Source organism: Streptomyces uncialis, assembly GCF_036250755.1.
GTDB classification, from domain to species: Bacteria; Actinomycetota; Actinomycetes; order Streptomycetales; family Streptomycetaceae; genus Streptomyces; species Streptomyces uncialis.
Map to the genome: position 1 here is coordinate 7,133,030 of NZ_CP109583.1, position 15,633 is coordinate 7,148,662.

General features: G+C 72.1%; 13 protein-coding genes. 9 read left to right on the top strand and 4 right to left on the bottom strand.

Annotation, left to right across the window (positions count from 1 at the left end; all coding sequences use genetic code 11):
* Nucleotides 1-128 precede the first annotated feature (128 nt).
* The 5 genes from OG711_RS29840 to aroQ all read left to right on the top strand — a co-directional run bounded on the left by OG711_RS29840 (nt 129) and on the right by aroQ (nt 6,212).
* Nucleotides 129-758, top strand: coding sequence for a TerD family protein (locus OG711_RS29840; protein WP_073790859.1), 630 nt, complete (start codon nt 129-131; stop codon nt 756-758).
* A 115-nt stretch (nt 759-873) separates the two neighbouring features.
* Nucleotides 874-2,970 (top strand): TerD family protein, encoded by a 2,097-nt coding sequence (locus tag OG711_RS29845; RefSeq protein WP_329561586.1) that lies wholly within the window; start codon nt 874-876, stop codon nt 2,968-2,970.
* Nucleotides 2,971-3,280: 310 nt separating this feature from the next.
* Nucleotides 3,281-4,267: a TerC family protein gene (locus OG711_RS29850; protein WP_073790854.1), complete on the top strand. Its 987-nt coding sequence runs from the start codon at nt 3,281-3,283 to the stop codon at nt 4,265-4,267.
* Between the two features lie 222 nt (nt 4,268-4,489).
* Nucleotides 4,490-5,590, top strand: a complete 1,101-nt coding sequence (locus OG711_RS29855; protein ID WP_329561589.1) for a calcium:proton antiporter — start codon at nt 4,490-4,492, stop codon at nt 5,588-5,590.
* 154 nt (nt 5,591-5,744) lie between these two features.
* A complete protein-coding gene (gene aroQ, locus OG711_RS29860) occupies nt 5,745-6,212 on the top strand; it encodes a type II 3-dehydroquinate dehydratase (RefSeq protein WP_266514106.1) in 468 nt (155 codons plus the stop codon).
* Between the two features lie 7 nt (nt 6,213-6,219).
* On the opposite strand, the gene OG711_RS29865 is transcribed toward aroQ, so the two are convergent.
* The gene (locus OG711_RS29865) at nt 6,220-6,876 is read right to left on the bottom strand and encodes an MBL fold metallo-hydrolase (protein WP_073790848.1); all 657 of its coding nucleotides are present in this window, start codon (nt 6,874-6,876) and stop codon (nt 6,220-6,222) included.
* A gap of 110 nt (nt 6,877-6,986) precedes the next feature.
* Complete coding sequence (locus tag OG711_RS29870; protein WP_073790846.1) at nt 6,987-7,673, bottom strand: maleylpyruvate isomerase family mycothiol-dependent enzyme; 687 nt, start codon at nt 7,671-7,673, stop codon at nt 6,987-6,989.
* Nucleotides 7,674-7,913: 240 nt separating this feature from the next.
* Between OG711_RS29870 and uvrA the strand changes: the two genes are divergently transcribed.
* On the top strand, nt 7,914-11,048 hold the full coding sequence (gene uvrA, locus OG711_RS29875; protein WP_329561592.1) for an excinuclease ABC subunit UvrA: 3,135 nt from the start codon (nt 7,914-7,916) through the stop codon (nt 11,046-11,048).
* A gap of 60 nt (nt 11,049-11,108) precedes the next feature.
* On the opposite strand, the gene OG711_RS29880 is transcribed toward uvrA, so the two are convergent.
* Nucleotides 11,109-12,038: a carbohydrate kinase family protein gene (locus tag OG711_RS29880; RefSeq protein WP_266514095.1), complete on the bottom strand. Its 930-nt coding sequence runs from the start codon at nt 12,036-12,038 to the stop codon at nt 11,109-11,111.
* Nucleotides 12,039-12,263: 225 nt separating this feature from the next.
* Between OG711_RS29880 and OG711_RS29885 the strand changes: the two genes are divergently transcribed.
* Nucleotides 12,264-12,695, top strand: coding sequence for a Rieske (2Fe-2S) protein (locus tag OG711_RS29885; RefSeq protein WP_073790842.1), 432 nt, complete (start codon nt 12,264-12,266; stop codon nt 12,693-12,695).
* Between the two features lie 44 nt (nt 12,696-12,739).
* Here the strand turns inward: OG711_RS29885 and OG711_RS29890 are convergent, their stop codons facing one another.
* Nucleotides 12,740-13,693 (bottom strand): hypothetical protein, encoded by a 954-nt coding sequence (locus OG711_RS29890; RefSeq protein WP_073790840.1) that lies wholly within the window; start codon nt 13,691-13,693, stop codon nt 12,740-12,742.
* Between the two features lie 227 nt (nt 13,694-13,920).
* Between OG711_RS29890 and OG711_RS29895 the strand changes: the two genes are divergently transcribed.
* Nucleotides 13,921-14,679, top strand: coding sequence for a papain-like cysteine protease family protein (locus OG711_RS29895; protein WP_329561595.1), 759 nt, complete (start codon nt 13,921-13,923; stop codon nt 14,677-14,679).
* A 5-nt stretch (nt 14,680-14,684) separates the two neighbouring features.
* Nucleotides 14,685-15,539 carry a hypothetical protein gene (locus OG711_RS29900; RefSeq protein WP_329564140.1) on the top strand — a complete coding sequence of 285 codons (855 nt, stop codon included), beginning with the start codon at nt 14,685-14,687 and terminating at the stop codon, nt 15,537-15,539.
* Nucleotides 15,540-15,633: the final 94 nt, after the last annotated feature.

Consider the following 15,633-nt stretch of genomic DNA (forward strand, 5'->3'; position numbering starts at 1 on the left):
CCCCGGACGGTGTGTTGCAAGACCGACACAAACGCGTACCGCGGGACGGCGATGTCGGTGCCCGTGCGTAGGGTGCTGCCACACCGCGTGCACGCGGGAGCAGGGGACAGTCCGAGAGGGGACAGCGCGTGACGGTCAACATGACCAAGGGCCAGGCCATCAGCCTGCACAAGAACGACGGGGGCGCCCTGACCGCGGTGCGTATGGGCCTCGGCTGGCAGGCCGCGCCGCGCCGCGGTCTGTTCGGTACCCGCACCCGTGAGGTCGACCTCGACGCGTCGGCGATCCTCTTCGCCGACAAGCAGCCCGTCGACGTGGTCTTCTTCCGCCATCTCGTCAGCGACGACGGCTCCGTGCGGCACACCGGCGACAACCTCGTCGGCGGCGCCGGACAGGGCGGCGACGACGAGGCCATCGTCGTGGACCTCCAGCGGCTGCCCGTCCATATCGACCAGATCGTGTTCACGGTCAACTCGTTCACCGGCCAGACCTTCTCCGAGGTGCAGAACGCCTTCTGCCGGATCGTCGACGAGACCAACGGCCAGGAGCTCGCCCGCTACTCCCTCGACGGCGGCGAGTCCGGTGGTCCGGTCAAGGTCGACAAGGGCTCGTCGGCCACCACCTGGCAGCGCTCCACCGCGCAGATCATGGCGAAGGTGCACCGCTCGGGCTCCGGCTGGCAGATGACCGCCATCGGGCAGCCCGCCAGCGGCCGCACCTTCCAGGACCTCATCCCGGCGGTCCTGCCGCATCTGTGACCCACCGGGCGGGCACCGCCACCGGCGCCCGCCCCTCGTACACACCCCGGGCGACCGCCCGGTGGCACCAGCCGCCGCGACCCTGTCCGGCGGCCCGACCAGGGGGACAAGGGCGATGACGGCCGAACTGGTCCGGGGGCAGAACCACCCCCTCAACCGGACCCGTCTGGAGATCCGGGTATCGGTCGGCGGACCGGTCGTGGCCGGAGCGACGCTCTGCGACGACGAGGGCGGGGTGCTCGGCACCGAGTGGGTCGCCCACCCCGGCGCCCCCTGTCTGCCCGGTCTGGAGGTCCCCCGGCAGGCCGCCCCCGACCACCGGCTGGCCCTGGACCTGGCGGCGCTGCCCGACCCCGTCGGCCGGGTCCACGTCCTCCTCGCGCTGCCCCCGGGCGCCGACGGACCCGTGCACTTCGGAGCGCTGCCCGCCCCCTTCCTCGCACTCAGCGGCCCGGACGGCACCGAGCTCGCCAGCTACACCGTGACCGGCCTCGACGCCGAGTCCGCCGTCGTCGCGCTGGAGCTGTACCGACGGCAGGGCGTCTGGAAGGTCCGCGCGGTCGGCCAGGGCTACGCGGGCGGCCTCGTCGCCCTCCTCGCCGACCAGGGCCTGCCCCAGGCCGCACAGCTCGCCGCCGCCATCCACGAGGCCGTCGCCCGCCCGGCCGCCCCGGTCCCGCCACACACCTCCGGCGCGGCACGGCTGCGGACCGGGGCCACGGACAACGCCACCGCGCCGCCCGGCCCGGGAGCCGGTCCCGCCGACACACGGCCCGCCACCCCGCGCCCGGGAGCCGGGGCACCCCAGCCACCGGCCGACCCCTCGCCGCCCCCGCCCGTCCGCCGGTCCCGGCCCGAGGCGTCCCGTCCGGAGCCCGCCCGCCCGGAGCCCGCGCCGTCGGAGCAGGTCCGGACCGCCGGACCCACCGACCCGGCGCCCGCCGGTGAACCGCCGCACCCGGCCGCCCGGACGGAGCCACCGGGCGGCGGACCCATCGACTACACCCATCGCGGCCGCACCACCGACATACCCCCGCCCCCCGCGCCGACCGGGCCCCCGGCCCGCCCGGGGGAGCCCGCCGGGCCTGTCGCGGGCGACGCGACCGGCTGGTCCCTGGAGGAGCGGCTCTACAACCAGGTCTGGGGCATGTTCGAGGATCTGGCGCGCAGCGCGTCGGCCTACCGCAGCGCCGTCGACTTCGCCGACTCCCGCCGCGAACAGGAACTCGACAAGGCGCTCTCCGATCCGCGCAGCCGTATCGGCGGCGCGGGCGACAAGGCCCGGGAAGCGGCCCGCGCCAAGTACACGGACCTGGTCGGCCGGGCGCGAGCCGTCCTCGACCGCGATCTCGACCAGCTCACCGCCGAGGCCGCCGTGGTGGAGCCCGCGCTCCCGGCGGCGTGCGCGAGCTGGGACAACCCGGTGTGGCACGCCTACCGCGTCCCCCTGGAGGCCCCGATGGCGCTGCGCCTGGGCGACCTCCATCTGCCCGAGGGCGACCCCCTGCGCATCCCCATGCTCGTCCGGCTCCCGCTGGAACGCGGCCTGTGGATCGACAGCGGGCGCGGCTCCGACGGCGCGGCCACCGTCCCCGACGGCGAGCGGCTGAAGCGGCTCGCCCTGGACTCGGCGGTCGGCCACACCGCCCGGCTGCTCGCCGTCCACCCGCCCGGCGACTTCGCCGTGCACCTCATCGACGCGGCGGGCGCCGGTGCTGCCGCGCTCGCCCCGCTGGCCGACGCCGGGGTCCTCGCCGCACCCGTCGCCCGCGGCGGCACCGGGGTCGCCCGGACCCTCGGCCATCTCACCCGGCGGGTGGACCTGGTCCAGATGGCGCTGCGCAGCGAGGCCGTGGACTCCCTGCCCTCCGACATCGACACCGCGCAGCATTTGCTGATCGTCAACGACTTCCCGCACGGCTTCGACGACCGCGCGGTGACCCAGTTGCGGTATCTCGCGGACGAGGGGCCCGATGTCGGGGTCCATCTGATGATGGTCGCCGACCGTGACGACGCCACCGCGTACGGTCCGCTGCTGGACCCGCTGTGGCGGTCGCTGCTGCGGCTCACCCCCGTCCCCGACGCGCACCTCGCGGACCCGTGGGTGGGACACACCTGGACGTATGAGCCGCCACGGATTCCAGCCGGCAGCGCGATCCTGTCCGAGGTGCTCGCACAGGTCGCCGCGGGCCGCCGCGCCTGGGACCGCTGAGGGACCCCGGTCGCGGCTCCGACCGGCGGTCGGAACGCCTCCGAAGTTGACCTAAATGCGCATCTGACCAGGTGACTTGGCTCTCACTTTACCCTTTTCTTTACCGTCCTTTGGGGGGTCGGGTACTCTGGTGCACGCGGAGGGGAGTACTCCCTAATCTGCGACGTGCCCGTCAATACGGAACCAACTGGTTCCCGGGGCGTCGGCCCGAGGCGGTACGGGACGCACCACGCCCCGCGTCCTTCGGGTGGAAGAGACCTCCGGCAGCGGACGACGCTGGAACCTGCCGTTACGTACTGCCGGAGGCGCAGTGGATGTTTCCTTGACCCTATGGGTCGTCACGATCGCGGGCCTGTGTGCCCTTATCGCGGCCGATTTCTTCATCGGCCGCAAGCCCCACGACGTATCGATCAAAGAAGCCGGCATCTGGACGATCGTCTGGGTCGTGCTCGCCGTCCTCTTCGGTGTCGGTCTGGCGGTCTTCGGCGGTGGCCAGCCCGCGAGTGAGTTCTTCGCGGGATACATCACCGAGAAGTCGCTGAGCGTCGACAACCTCTTCGTCTTCGTCCTGATCATGGCGAAGTTCGCGGTCCCGACGCAGTACCAGCAGCGGGTCCTGCTCATCGGTGTGCTGATCGCACTCGTGCTCCGCGCGGGCTTCATCGCCGCCGGTGCCGCGATCATCACCAACTTCTCCTGGGTCTTCTACATCTTCGGTGCCTTCCTCATCTACACCGCCTGGAAGCTGATCCAGGAGGCCCGCGCGGGCCAGGAGGACGACGACTTCGAAGAGGACCGCCTGATCAAGGCGCTGGAGAAGCGTTTCGGTGTCGCCGACCGCTACCACGGCACCAAGCTGTGGATCGTGGAGAACGGCAAGAAGGTCATGACGCCGATGCTGGTCGTCATGCTGGCCATCGGCACCACGGACATCCTGTTCGCGCTGGACTCCATCCCCGCGATCTTCGGCCTCACCCAGGACCCGTACATCGTGTTCACGGCGAACGCGTTCGCGCTGATGGGTCTGCGCCAGCTGTACTTCCTCATCGGCGGACTGCTCAAGAAGCTGGTCCACCTGAGCTACGGCCTGTCGGTCATCCTCGGCTTCATCGGCATCAAGCTCGTGCTGCACGCGCTGCACGAGTCGGGTGTCCATGTACCGCAGATCTCCATCCCGGTCTCGCTCGGCGTGATCTGCGGTGTCCTCGTCATCACGACGATCACCAGCCTGATCGCCTCGAAGAAGCAGGCACAGGCCGAGGCCGAGGCCTCGGACCACCAGGGCGTCGACCTCTGATCCCCTGGCCGGTGGGCCCCGCCCACCGGCCGCCGCGGACCAGGACCCCCCGACAGGCCACCGACCCTCCCGGTCGGTGGCCTGTCGGCCGTTCCGGGGCCCGCCACCGGTCCCGCGGAGCGCCGCGCCGACCCCGGACCGGGGCGCCCGCACCCCGCCGGGAAGCGGGCGCGCCCGTCGGCCGGCATGCGCGCCGACGACCCCTCTGGAACCATCGGAGCCATGATCGTTCGGCTCGGGGCCCTCGCAGCACGCTGGACGGCGGTCGTGCCCGTCCTGTCCGTGGTCCTCCTCGCCCTCACCTGGGGACGCGACATGCCCAGCGGCATCGTCGCCCTCGTCACCGTCGTCCTGGCCCTGGCCGTCCTCGCCGCCGTCCACCATGCGGAGGTCGTCGCCCACCGGGTCGGGGAACCCCTCGGCTCCCTCGTCCTGGCCGTCGCCGTCACCATCATCGAGGTCGCGCTGATCGTGACCCTGATGGCCGACGGCGGGGACAAGAGCGCCACGCTCGCCCGGGACACCGTCTTCGCCGCCGTGATGATCACCTGTAACGGCGTCGTGGGCGTCAGCCTGCTCGCCGCCTCGCTGCGCCACCGGGTGGCCGTGTTCAACCCCGAGGGCACCGGCGCGGCCCTGGCCACCGTCGCCACCATCGCCACGCTCAGCCTGGTCCTGCCGACGTTCACCACCAGCAAGCCCGGCCCCGAGTTCTCCACCTCGCAGCTCACCTTCGCCGCCGTGGCCTCGCTGACCCTGTACGGGCTCTTCGTCGCGACGCAGACCGTACGGCACCGGTCCTATTTCCTGCCGATCACCCGCAACGGTGAGGTCATCGACGCCGAGGACGCCATCGACCGCCCCAGCACACGCACCACCCGGATCAGTCTCCTGATGCTCGCCCTGGCCCTGATCGGGGTCGTCGGCCTCGCCAAAGGGGTCTCCCCGACCATCGAGTCGGGCGTCGACGCGGCCGGGCTGCCGCACGCCGTCGTCGGCGTCATCATCGCGCTGCTGGTCCTGCTGCCCGAGACGATCGCCGCGCTGCGCGCCGCCCGCAGGGACCGGGTCCAGATCAGCCTCAACCTCGCCCTCGGCTCCGCGATGGCCAGCATCGGACTCACGATCCCCGCCGTGGCCGTCGCCTCCCTGTGGCTGTCCGGGCCCCTGGTCCTCGGGCTGAGCGCGACCCATATGGTGCTGCTCGCGCTGACCGTCGCGGTCGGCACCCTCACGGTGGTGCCGGGCCGCGCGACCCCGTTGCAGGGCGGCGTCCATCTGGTGCTGTTCGCCGCGTACCTCGTACTCGCGATCAATCCCTAGCGGACAGCGGCGGGCCGGATCTGTCCGCTAGGGCCGGGCGCGCCGCAGGCAGGACCGGGAGAGCGTCCCAGGGTGGTGGCAACCGCCTCCGCCGCGCCCCGGGGCACCGTGATAGACCTCCCCTGACGCGCCCGTACCGACCGGAGGCCCCGCCATGACCAGCCCCGCCCGTTCCCTCGCCACCGCGCCGATCATGGTCCTGAACGGGCCCAATCTGAACCTGCTCGGTCAGCGTCAGCCGGAGATCTACGGCAGCGCCACCCTGGCCGATGTCGAGGCCCTGTGCGCGCGGACGGCGGCGGCCCACGGGGGCACCGTCGACTTCCGGCAGTCCAACCACGAGGGGGAACTGGTGGACTGGATCCACGAGGCCCGGCAGCGGCACACCGGCATCGTGATCAACCCGGCCGCGTACTCCCACACCTCCGTCGCCCTGCTGGACGCGCTGAACACCTGTGACGGTCTGCCCGTGGTGGAGGTGCACATCTCGAACATCCATCAGCGCGAGCAGTTCCGGCACCACTCCTATGTGTCGCTGCGCGCCGACGGGGTCATCGCGGGCTGCGGGGTGCAGGGGTACGCCTTCGCGGTCGAACGGGTCGTGACCCTGGCCGCCGGATAGCCGGTCCCTACCAGCCGCGCGCCCGCCACTGGGGCAGCTGCGGACGCTCGGCGCCCAGGGTGGTGTCCTTGCCGTGCCCCGGGTAGACCCAGGTCTCGTCGGGCAGGGTGTCGAAGATCTTGGTCTCGACGTCGTGCAGGAGGCTCGCGAACGCCTCCGGGTCCTTGCGGGTGTTGCCGACACCGCCGGGGAAGAGGCAGTCGCCGGTGAACACGTGCGGGTGCCCGTGCGGGTCGTCGTACACCAGGGCGATCGAGCCGGGTGTGTGGCCCTTCAGATGCGCGGCACGCAGTTCCACCTGTCCCACGCGCAGGGTGTCACCGTCCGCCACAGGGACATCGGTGGGCACCGGGATGCCCTCGGTGTCGTAGCGGCCCGCGTAGGTGCGCGCGCCGGTCGCGGCGACGACCTCGGCGAGCGCCTGCCAGTGGTCGGCGTGCCGGTGCGTGGTCACCACGGCGGTGATCCCGTCCGCGCCGATCAGTGTCAGCAGGGTTCGGGCGTCGGCGGCGGCGTCGATCAGCAACTGCTCGTCCGTCGCGCGGCAGCGCAGCAGATACGCGTTGTTCTCCATGGGTCCTACCGCGACCTTGGAGATCATCAGGTTCCGCAGTTCGTGCACATCCGCAGGTCCGCCGACCTTGACCACTCCGCTGTACGTCATGGGGGCCAGCCTACTCAGCGGCCCCCGGCTCCGGGAGGGCGCCGGAGCTGCTGTGGAGCGGCCGGGACCGGGTGGTCGGCGCTCCGGGTGCCCGGCGCCCTCGGAGCGTGTCAGAGGGGCGGCAGAAGCGGCAGAGGGCCGCCCGTGACGGTCAGGGCGGCGCCGTCGCGGCGGCCCGCGAGCCAGCCGACCAGGTCGGCCTGCCGGCCGGTCACGGTGAGCGGGGTGCCGCCCTGGTGCCCGGTGCGGACCAGCCGTCCGTCGTCCTGCCGGATCAGGACCGCCGGTACGGATTCGAGGCCCCGGAAGCGTTCCGCGAGGAAGTTGATCTCCTGCTGGACGAATCCGGCGGGCAGGTCCTCCAGCTCGTAGCCGATACCGAGGTCCACATGGTGCAGTTCCACCTCCACCAGACGCCGGAAGGGGAGGCGGGAGGCGCTGTCCGTGACGCCGTTGCGCAGTTCCACCGTGCGGGACCAGTCCGCCGGGATCTGGGCCGCCACCGCCAGACGGGTGGAGCTCTCCCGGACGTCCTTGAGGTGGGTCCCCAGGTCGCGGTCGGCGTCCCGCTCGATGTCGGAGTCCCTGGCCCCGGCGCTCGGGTACATCGGATGGCCCCCGAGGACGTTCACCAGTGCGTCGGCGTTGCGGGCCAGGTGGGCGAGGACGTGGCCCCTGCTCCAGCCCGGCAACCGTGACGGCTCGGCCAGCGACGCGTTGTCCAGACCGTTGGCCGCGCTGAGCAGCCGTTCGGTCGCTTCACGTACAGCTGCCAGGTCGCGTACATGATCATTCATGGTCGTCACGATATCCCCGCCACTCGATCGGGTGAAGGTGGCACACCTGGGCCGTAAATCGAATGCACGTGCTATAAGCTCGGTTCAGGCATCGGGCATGCTTGGTAGTCGGGGACCACGGCGCAGCCGGTCCCGCCCAGCAGAAGCAGAACCCGCCCATCGCTGACGGCGGCCCTCATGAGTCCGGGAAGGACGGGGGCGCCGCTCCTGTCGCTTCACTCTAGAAAGGTGCGGACCGGCGTGGCCGACCGTCTCATCGTCCGTGGTGCCCGCGAGCACAATCTGAGGAATGTCTCGCTCGATCTGCCACGCGACTCGCTCATCGTCTTCACGGGTCTGTCGGGCTCGGGCAAGTCCTCGCTCGCCTTCGACACGATCTTCGCCGAGGGCCAGCGGCGCTACGTCGAGTCGCTGTCCTCGTACGCCCGGCAGTTCCTCGGCCAGATGGACAAGCCCGACGTCGACTTCATCGAGGGCCTGTCCCCGGCGGTCTCGATCGACCAGAAGTCCACCTCGCGCAACCCGCGCTCCACGGTCGGCACGATCACCGAGGTGTACGACTACCTCCGGCTGCTCTTCGCGCGGATCGGCAAGCCGCACTGCCCCGAGTGCGGGCGGCCGATCTCCCGGCAGTCCCCGCAGGCGATCGTGGACAGGGTCCTGGAGCTGCCCGAGGGCAGCCGCTTCCAGGTGCTGTCGCCGCTCGTGCGGGAGCGCAAGGGCGAGTTCGTGGAGCTGTTCGCGGACCTCCAGACCAAGGGCTACAGCCGCGCGCGGGTCGACGGCGCGACGATCCAGCTCTCGGAGCCGCCCACCCTGAAGAAGCAGGAGAAGCACACCATCGAGGTGGTCGTCGACCGCCTCACCGTCAAGGACAGCGCCAAGCGGCGGCTCACGGACTCCGTGGAGACCGCGCTGGGGCTCTCCGGCGGCATGGTCGTGCTGGACTTCGTGGATCTCCCCGAGGACGACCCCGAGCGCGAGCGCATGTACTCGGAGCACCTCTACTGCGCCTACGACGACCTGTCGTTCGAGGAGATGGAGCCCCGTTCCTTCTCGTTCAACTCGCCCTTCGGCGCCTGCCCCGATTGCAGCGGCATCGGCACCCGTATGGAGGTCGACCCGGAGCTGATCGTCCCCGACGAGGACAAGTCGCTCGACGAGGGCGCGATCCACCCCTGGTCGCACGGCCACACCAAGGACTACTTCGCGCGGCTGGTCAACGCCCTGGCGGACGCCCTGGGCTTCCGTACGGACATCCCCTTCGCGGGGCTGCCGCAGCGCGCCAGGAAGGCCCTGCTCAACGGCCACCGCACCCAGATCGAGGTCCGCTACCGCAACCGCTACGGCCGTGAGCGGGCCTATACGACCGCCTTCGAGGGCGCCGTGCCGTTCGTGAAGCGGCGGCACAGCGAGGCGGAGAGCGACACCAGCAGGGAGCGCTTCGAGGGCTATATGCGCGAGGTGCCCTGCCCGACCTGCGAGGGCACCCGTCTCAAGCCGATCGTGCTGGCCGTCACCGTCATGGACAAGTCGATCGCCGACGTGGCCGCGATGTCGATCAGCGACTGCGCGGAGTTCCTCGGCGGGATGAAGCTCAACGCCCGGGACAAGCAGATCGCCGAGCGTGTCCTCAAGGAGGTCAACGAACGGCTCCGGTTCCTGGTCGACGTCGGGCTGGACTATCTGTCGCTGAACCGCGCGGCGGGCACCCTGTCCGGCGGTGAGGCCCAGCGCATCCGGCTGGCGACCCAGATCGGCTCCGGCCTGGTGGGTGTGCTGTACGTGCTGGACGAGCCGTCCATCGGGCTGCACCAGCGTGACAACCACCGGCTGATCGAGACACTGGTGCGGCTGCGGGACATGGGCAACACCCTGATCGTGGTGGAGCACGACGAGGACACCATCAAGGTCGCGGACTGGGTGGTGGACATCGGCCCCGGCGCGGGTGAGCACGGTGGCAATGTCGTGCACAGCGGCCCCCTGGCCGATCTGCTCACCAACAGCGAGTCGATCACGGGCACGTATCTGTCCGGGAAGAAGTCCATCCCGCTGCCCGATGTGCGCCGCCCGGTGGACCCCACCCGCCGGCTCACGGTCCACGGCGCCCGTGAGAACAACCTGCGCGACATCGACGTGTCGTTCCCGCTGGGTGTGCTCACCGCTGTCACCGGTGTGTCGGGCTCGGGCAAGTCGACCCTGGTCAACGACATCCTGTACACGCATCTGGCGCGCGAGCTGAACGGCGCCCGAAGCGTCCCCGGGCGGCACACGCGCGTGGAGGGCGACGACCTGGTCGACAAGGTCGTGCATGTCGACCAGTCCCCGATCGGCCGTACCCCTCGCTCCAACCCGGCCACGTACACCGGTGTCTTCGACCATGTGCGCAGACTCTTCGCGGAGACCACGGAGGCGAAGGTGCGCGGCTACCAGCCGGGCCGCTTCTCCTTCAACGTCAAGGGCGGTCGCTGCGAGAACTGCTCCGGCGACGGCACCATCAAGATCGAGATGAACTTCCTGCCCGATGTGTACGTCCCGTGCGAGGTCTGCCACGGAGCGCGTTACAACCGGGAGACGCTGGACGTCCACTACAAGGGCAAGTCCATCGCCGAGGTGCTGGACATGCCCATCGAGGAGGCCCTCGGCTTCTTCGAGGCCGTTCCCGGTATCGCCCGCCACCTGCGGACGCTGTTCGAGGTCGGCCTCGGGTACGTCCGTCTCGGTCAGCCCGCGCCGACCCTGTCCGGTGGTGAGGCGCAGCGGGTGAAGCTCGCCAGCGAGCTCCAGAAGCGGTCGACGGGCCGTACGGTGTACGTCCTCGACGAGCCGACCACAGGTCTGCACTTCGAGGACATCAGCAAGCTGATCACCGTACTGTCCGGGCTGGTCGACAAGGGCAACACGGTCATCGTCATCGAGCACAACCTCGATGTCATCAAGACGGCCGACTGGGTCGTGGACATGGGCCCCGAGGGCGGCAACGGCGGCGGACTCGTCGTCGCCGAGGGCACCCCCGAGGAGGTCGCCGGGGTACCGGCCAGCCACACGGGCAAGTTCCTCCAGGGTGTCCTCGTCCCGCAGGAGCTCACGCCCCCGGCCCGCAAGCGCACGGCGAAGACCCCGGCGGCGAAGACCCCGGCCGTGAAGGCGTCCGCGGCGAAGCGGACGGCCACGAAGCAGACCGCGGCGAAGACGACCGCCAAGGCGACCGCCAAGGCCACCGCCACCAGGACGACCGCCGCGAAGACGACGGCGGCGAAGCCGGCCACCGCCAAGAAGGCCCCGGCGGCGAAGAGCACGGCCGCCAAGAAGGCGACGGCCGTCAAGAAGGCCCCCGCGAAGCGGGGTTCGACCGCGGCGGCCCGTAAGAGCTGACCCGGTACGACGCCCGGGTGGTGACACCCGTGAAGCCCCGCATCGCACCGGTGCGGGGCTTCACGCGGTCCCGGAGCCGGGCCCGTCGTCCAGTTCCCGGGCCCACGGGGGCTGCGCGCCCGGCCGGGAGCAGGTGATCGCGGCGGCCCGCGCCGTACGCGTGAGGACATCCCGCCACCGCCGCGCCGACAACGCCGCGACACCGGCGGCGGACAGCGCGTCATGGGCCGCCAGCAGATGCAGCAGGGCGGCACCCGCGGTGTCCCCCGCGCCGATCGTGTCGACCACGTCCACCGGGTGGGACGGCACACTCAGCTCACCACCGTCCCGGGTGTGCACCGTCAGCCCCGCCGCGCCCCGGGTCAGGACCACCGCGCGGGGCCCCGCCGCGAGCCATTCCCGTGGAGTGCCCCCCAGCCAGTCGGCGTCCTCCACGGACAGCTTGAGCACCGTCACGGACGGCAGCCAGGACCGGAAACGCGCGCGGTACGCGTCGGCGTCCGGGACGAGGGCCGCCCGGATGTTGGGGTCCAGCAGCGTGAGGAGCCCGCGCGCGTGAGCCCGCCGCAGCAGCGCCTCGTACGCGCTCGCGCCCGGCTCCAGCACCAGGGAGCAGGTGCCGAAGGCCACCGCTCGCGTCCCGTCCGGCAGCGCCTCGGGCGCCGTGAACAGCCGGTCGGCCGTGCCGTCCACGTAGAAGGTGTACGAGGCGGAGCCGTCCTCACCCACGGACGCGAGCGCCAGGGGTGTCGGCTCCGGGCCCCGCTGGACGGACGACACGTCCACGCCCGCCTCCCGCAGCCCCTTGAGCAGCGCTTCGCCGTAGCCGTCCGTGGCGACCCGCGACAGGAACGCGGTGGGGGAGCCGAGCCGTCCCAGCGCCACGGCGGTGTTGTACGGCCCGCCGCCGGGCCGGGGCAGCAGCGGCGCCAGCGCGTCGGGCCGCTCCGGTACGAGGTCGATGAGGGCTTCTCCGGCGACGACGATCACTGTGGTCCCTTCCGCCGCTCCCGGGTGACGGGTCCCCCTCCCGTCCGGACGGCACGATGTGTGCGGGGTGGCGACCCCGACCGCAGGGTACGTGGGCCCGCCGGCCGCCGGGTTCCCTCCCCGTCACCCCCGCCGGACGGGCCGGGTCGGGGCCGGTAGGGTCGTCCCCGATATCGTCCGGCCGGGTGGAATCCGGCCTGACCAGCACGAACCCATGGAGACGCCATGTCAGCGCACCCGACGCCGAGCCGCCGCGCCCTGCTCCAGGGAGCCGCGGCCATCCCGGTGGTCGGACTCGGTCTCGCCGCCTGCTCCACCGAGGGGAGCGGCCGCGCGGCCACGGCCACCCCGACGGCGCCCGTCGACCTGGGCCCCGAAGGGCAGGTCGCGAAGGGCACGACCAGGCTGTTCAAGGACCAGAAGGTGGTCGTCACGCGCGCGCGTGACGGTGCCCTCACCGCGTACGGCAGTGTGTGCACGCACGCCGCGTGCCCGATCAACAAGATGGAGGGCACCACCTTGATCTGCCCGTGCCACGGCAGCCGTTTCGACGCCACCTCGGGTGAGGTGCTGAAGAGCCCGGCCACGGTGCCGCTGCCCCAGGTGCCGGTCCGGGTCGAGAACGGACGACTGGTCGCCGGGCCCACCGAGGCCTGACGGCGACGGCGGCGACAACGGCCGACCGGGGCCCGACCGACCGGTCAGTCCCAGTCCCAGTCGATGCCCAGCAACCCGGCCCGTACCTGCGGCTCCACGAAGTGCACACAGCGGTGGCGGCCGTTCAGGTCCAGCTCGTGGCGGGCCTGGCGCGGGGCCGCCGCCGAGTGCTGGACGAACCGGTGGGAGCGCACCGGCAGCGCCTCCTCCGCGAACCGCACCTGGAGCAGGTACTGGCCGCCCGCGAAGCTGAAACCCCGCACGTACTCCTGGGAGGCGCCCGCGGTGCCGTCCTCGAAGGCGTAGCGGAACACATGGGTGTCACCCGCGCGCAGCCGGGTGTCGAACAGGAACTCGGCCACCAGGACGCCGGTGGCGCCGTGCCAGCGGACCCGGCCCGTACGGCAGTTCTCCAGCGCGCCGACCGTCACCCGCTCCGGCGCGCAGCCCGGGTCGCCGTGATGGATGGCGACATAGCGGTCGACGCCGTCCTTGTGCGCGCGCACCACATGGTGGGACTCCCGGCCGAGGAGTTCGCGCCGGGCGCCGATGCTGACCCGCTCGTGGTGCCCGATCGTGTGCAGCCCCCCGTCGAGCGGGGACCCCAGCTCGCCGAGCAGCCGCTCCAGCACGCCCGACGCCTCCACCAGGGACCGGTAGGTGCGGGCCGCCGGGCGCCGCGGTCCGCCGACGCCCCCGGGCTGCGCCAGCAGCCGGATCAGGGACTCCTCGGGCAGTTCGAGGATCTCCTCCAGGGCGCGGACCGCGCGCAGCGACTCCGGGCGCTGCGGGCGGCGGGCGCCCTGCTGCCAGTAACTCAGGCTCGTCACCCCGACCTTGACGCCCTGGCGCGCGAGATGGTGCTGGACCCGCTGGAGCGACAGGCTGCGCGCGGCGATCGCGGCCCGCAGGGCGGCGTGGAAGGGCCCCGCCCGCAGCGCGGCGTCCAGTTCCTGTTCCTCGGCGGGAGCGTTCGACGGGGGTGTGCCGTGCCGCATCAGGAGGGCCTCTCTGTGAATGTCCACAACGGCTCCACGGGCCGTTGACGCTGGTGCCGGGGGTGGCCTGGTCGCCGTCCCTGGCTTGTTCACATCGGTGTGCCCCCGTTCACGGACTCACGTCATCCCGCATTGAATCGTGTTGACCTGCACCGGACAACACTTGATGCTCATCCCAGCGTCCGGACGCGCTCCTCCAGTCACCCCACCCCCACGGGAGGATCGCGATGCGCCACAGACATCCCCGTACCCACCGAACCCGACGGCCCGCGCTGCTCGCGGCGACGGCCGCCGCGGCGGCCCTGGCCGCCCTCACCGCGCCCATGGCCTCCGCGGCACCCGTCCCGGGCCCGTCCGCGGTCTCCTGGCAGCAGGCGGGCCCCACGGCCCCGCTCGGCACCGCCGGGACCCCCATGGCCCCCTCCCATGCCCTGACGGCCCCGTCCGAGGTCGGCGTCCCCGGCACCCGGCCGGGACCGGCCGGCCCCGGTGACGTCTCCGCACTCGCCACCAAGCGGCTGAACATCACCATGCAGGCCCAGCAGAAGACCAACTGGTGCTGGGCGGCGGCGGGCAACACCATCGCCGCCTGGTACGGCCGCACCTACTCGCAGAACCAGTTCTGCAACGCCGCCTTCGGCCGGTCGCAGAACAGCACGTGCCCCAACTCGCAGGCCACCCTGGGTGATGTCCAGACCGGACTGCGCTGGACCGGCGTCAGTCCCGGCTCCTATGTGAACGGCTGGCTCCGCTACCCGGCCCTCCAGACCGAGATCAACGCCGACCGGCCCGTCGAGACCCGCATCCAGTGGTCCGCCGGCGGCGGCCATATGCACGTCCTGTACGGCTACGACGACTCGGGCAGCTGGGTGTACTGGGGCGACCCGTGGCCCAGCAGCAACCGCTACAGCTGGGCGTCGCACTCCTGGTACGTCAACAACAACACCTTCAGCTGGACCCACTCCCTCTACCGGATCGGGGCGTGAGAAGCGTGCGACCCACGACACGACACCTGACCCCGGCCCGCACCCTGTCGCGCGCCGCCCTCACCGTCACCGCCGCCGCCCTGCTCACGGGGCTCGCGGCGCCCACGGCAGGCGCCGACCCCGACCCCTCGGCGGCGAGCCGGGCGGCCGCGGACAAGGCGGCCACCGCACCGGCCGCCATGGAGACCCTCACCCGCTTCTTCGACCGGGACGGCACCCGCGCGCGGGTGGCCGGTGAACCGCGTGTCGACGGACAGGCGGTACCCGTGTACCACCTGTCCCGGGACTTCGCCGCGGGCAAGCGGGGCGCGCCGATCGCGGTACCCGTCCACCACGCGAGCCGCGCGGTGTCCGCCGACGGCCGTACGGCGTCCCTGTGGACGGCCCGTCACGAGGGCGTGTGGCAGGTGGTGAACATCGCCACCGGTGACGACGAGACGCGCTACACGGCTCTGGGCGAACGGAGGCTGCCCGGGGGGACCGTGTTCCAGGAGCCGCAGATAGGCGCCTGGTTCGTGCAGCGCGACGCGCGCGTGGTGCCTCTCGACAAGGAGGCGCGCACCGCGGTGGGCACCGACGGCACCAGTCTGAACGCCTACCGTGACCGGGTGCGGCGTGCGTACGGCGACAAGCTGCCGGGCTCCGCCTACGCCAAGTCCGGCAAGGCGGGCGGCTACGGACCGGTCCAGCAGGACACCCGCCCGGACGCCGGTGCCGGGGCACCCGCGCGGGCGGCGGCCCCGGACGACCCGCTGAACGTCTCCGTCGCGGTGGCCTCGGGCGCGGCGGGCGTGGGTCTGCTCGCCACGCTGCTGTGGGCGGGTGCCGCGCTGCGGCGGCGCGTGCCGCCCGGCCGCTGACCGGCGTCCCGGGGCGTGGATGAGGCCCGCCCCCTCCACGCCCCGGGACGGCACGCTGCCGGGGCCCCCGTGGGAACCACACACCGCCCGCGGG

Coding starts and splice junctions, on each gene's coding strand:
- OG711_RS29865 (WP_073790848.1), bottom strand. CDS start 6,876: ATGACGTACAGCGGAGTGGTCAAGGTCGGCGGACCTGCGGATGTGCAC.
- OG711_RS29885 (WP_073790842.1), top strand. CDS start 12,264: ATGTCAGCGCACCCGACGCCGAGCCGCCGCGCCCTGCTCCAGGGAGCC.
- OG711_RS29870 (WP_073790846.1), bottom strand. CDS start 7,673: ATGAATGATCATGTACGCGACCTGGCAGCTGTACGTGAAGCGACCGAA.
- OG711_RS29855 (WP_329561589.1), top strand. CDS start 4,490: ATGATCGTTCGGCTCGGGGCCCTCGCAGCACGCTGGACGGCGGTCGTG.
- aroQ (WP_266514106.1), top strand. CDS start 5,745: ATGACCAGCCCCGCCCGTTCCCTCGCCACCGCGCCGATCATGGTCCTG.
- OG711_RS29845 (WP_329561586.1), top strand. CDS start 874: ATGACGGCCGAACTGGTCCGGGGGCAGAACCACCCCCTCAACCGGACC.
- OG711_RS29890 (WP_073790840.1), bottom strand. CDS start 13,693: ATGCGGCACGGCACACCCCCGTCGAACGCTCCCGCCGAGGAACAGGAA.
- OG711_RS29895 (WP_329561595.1), top strand. CDS start 13,921: ATGCGCCACAGACATCCCCGTACCCACCGAACCCGACGGCCCGCGCTG.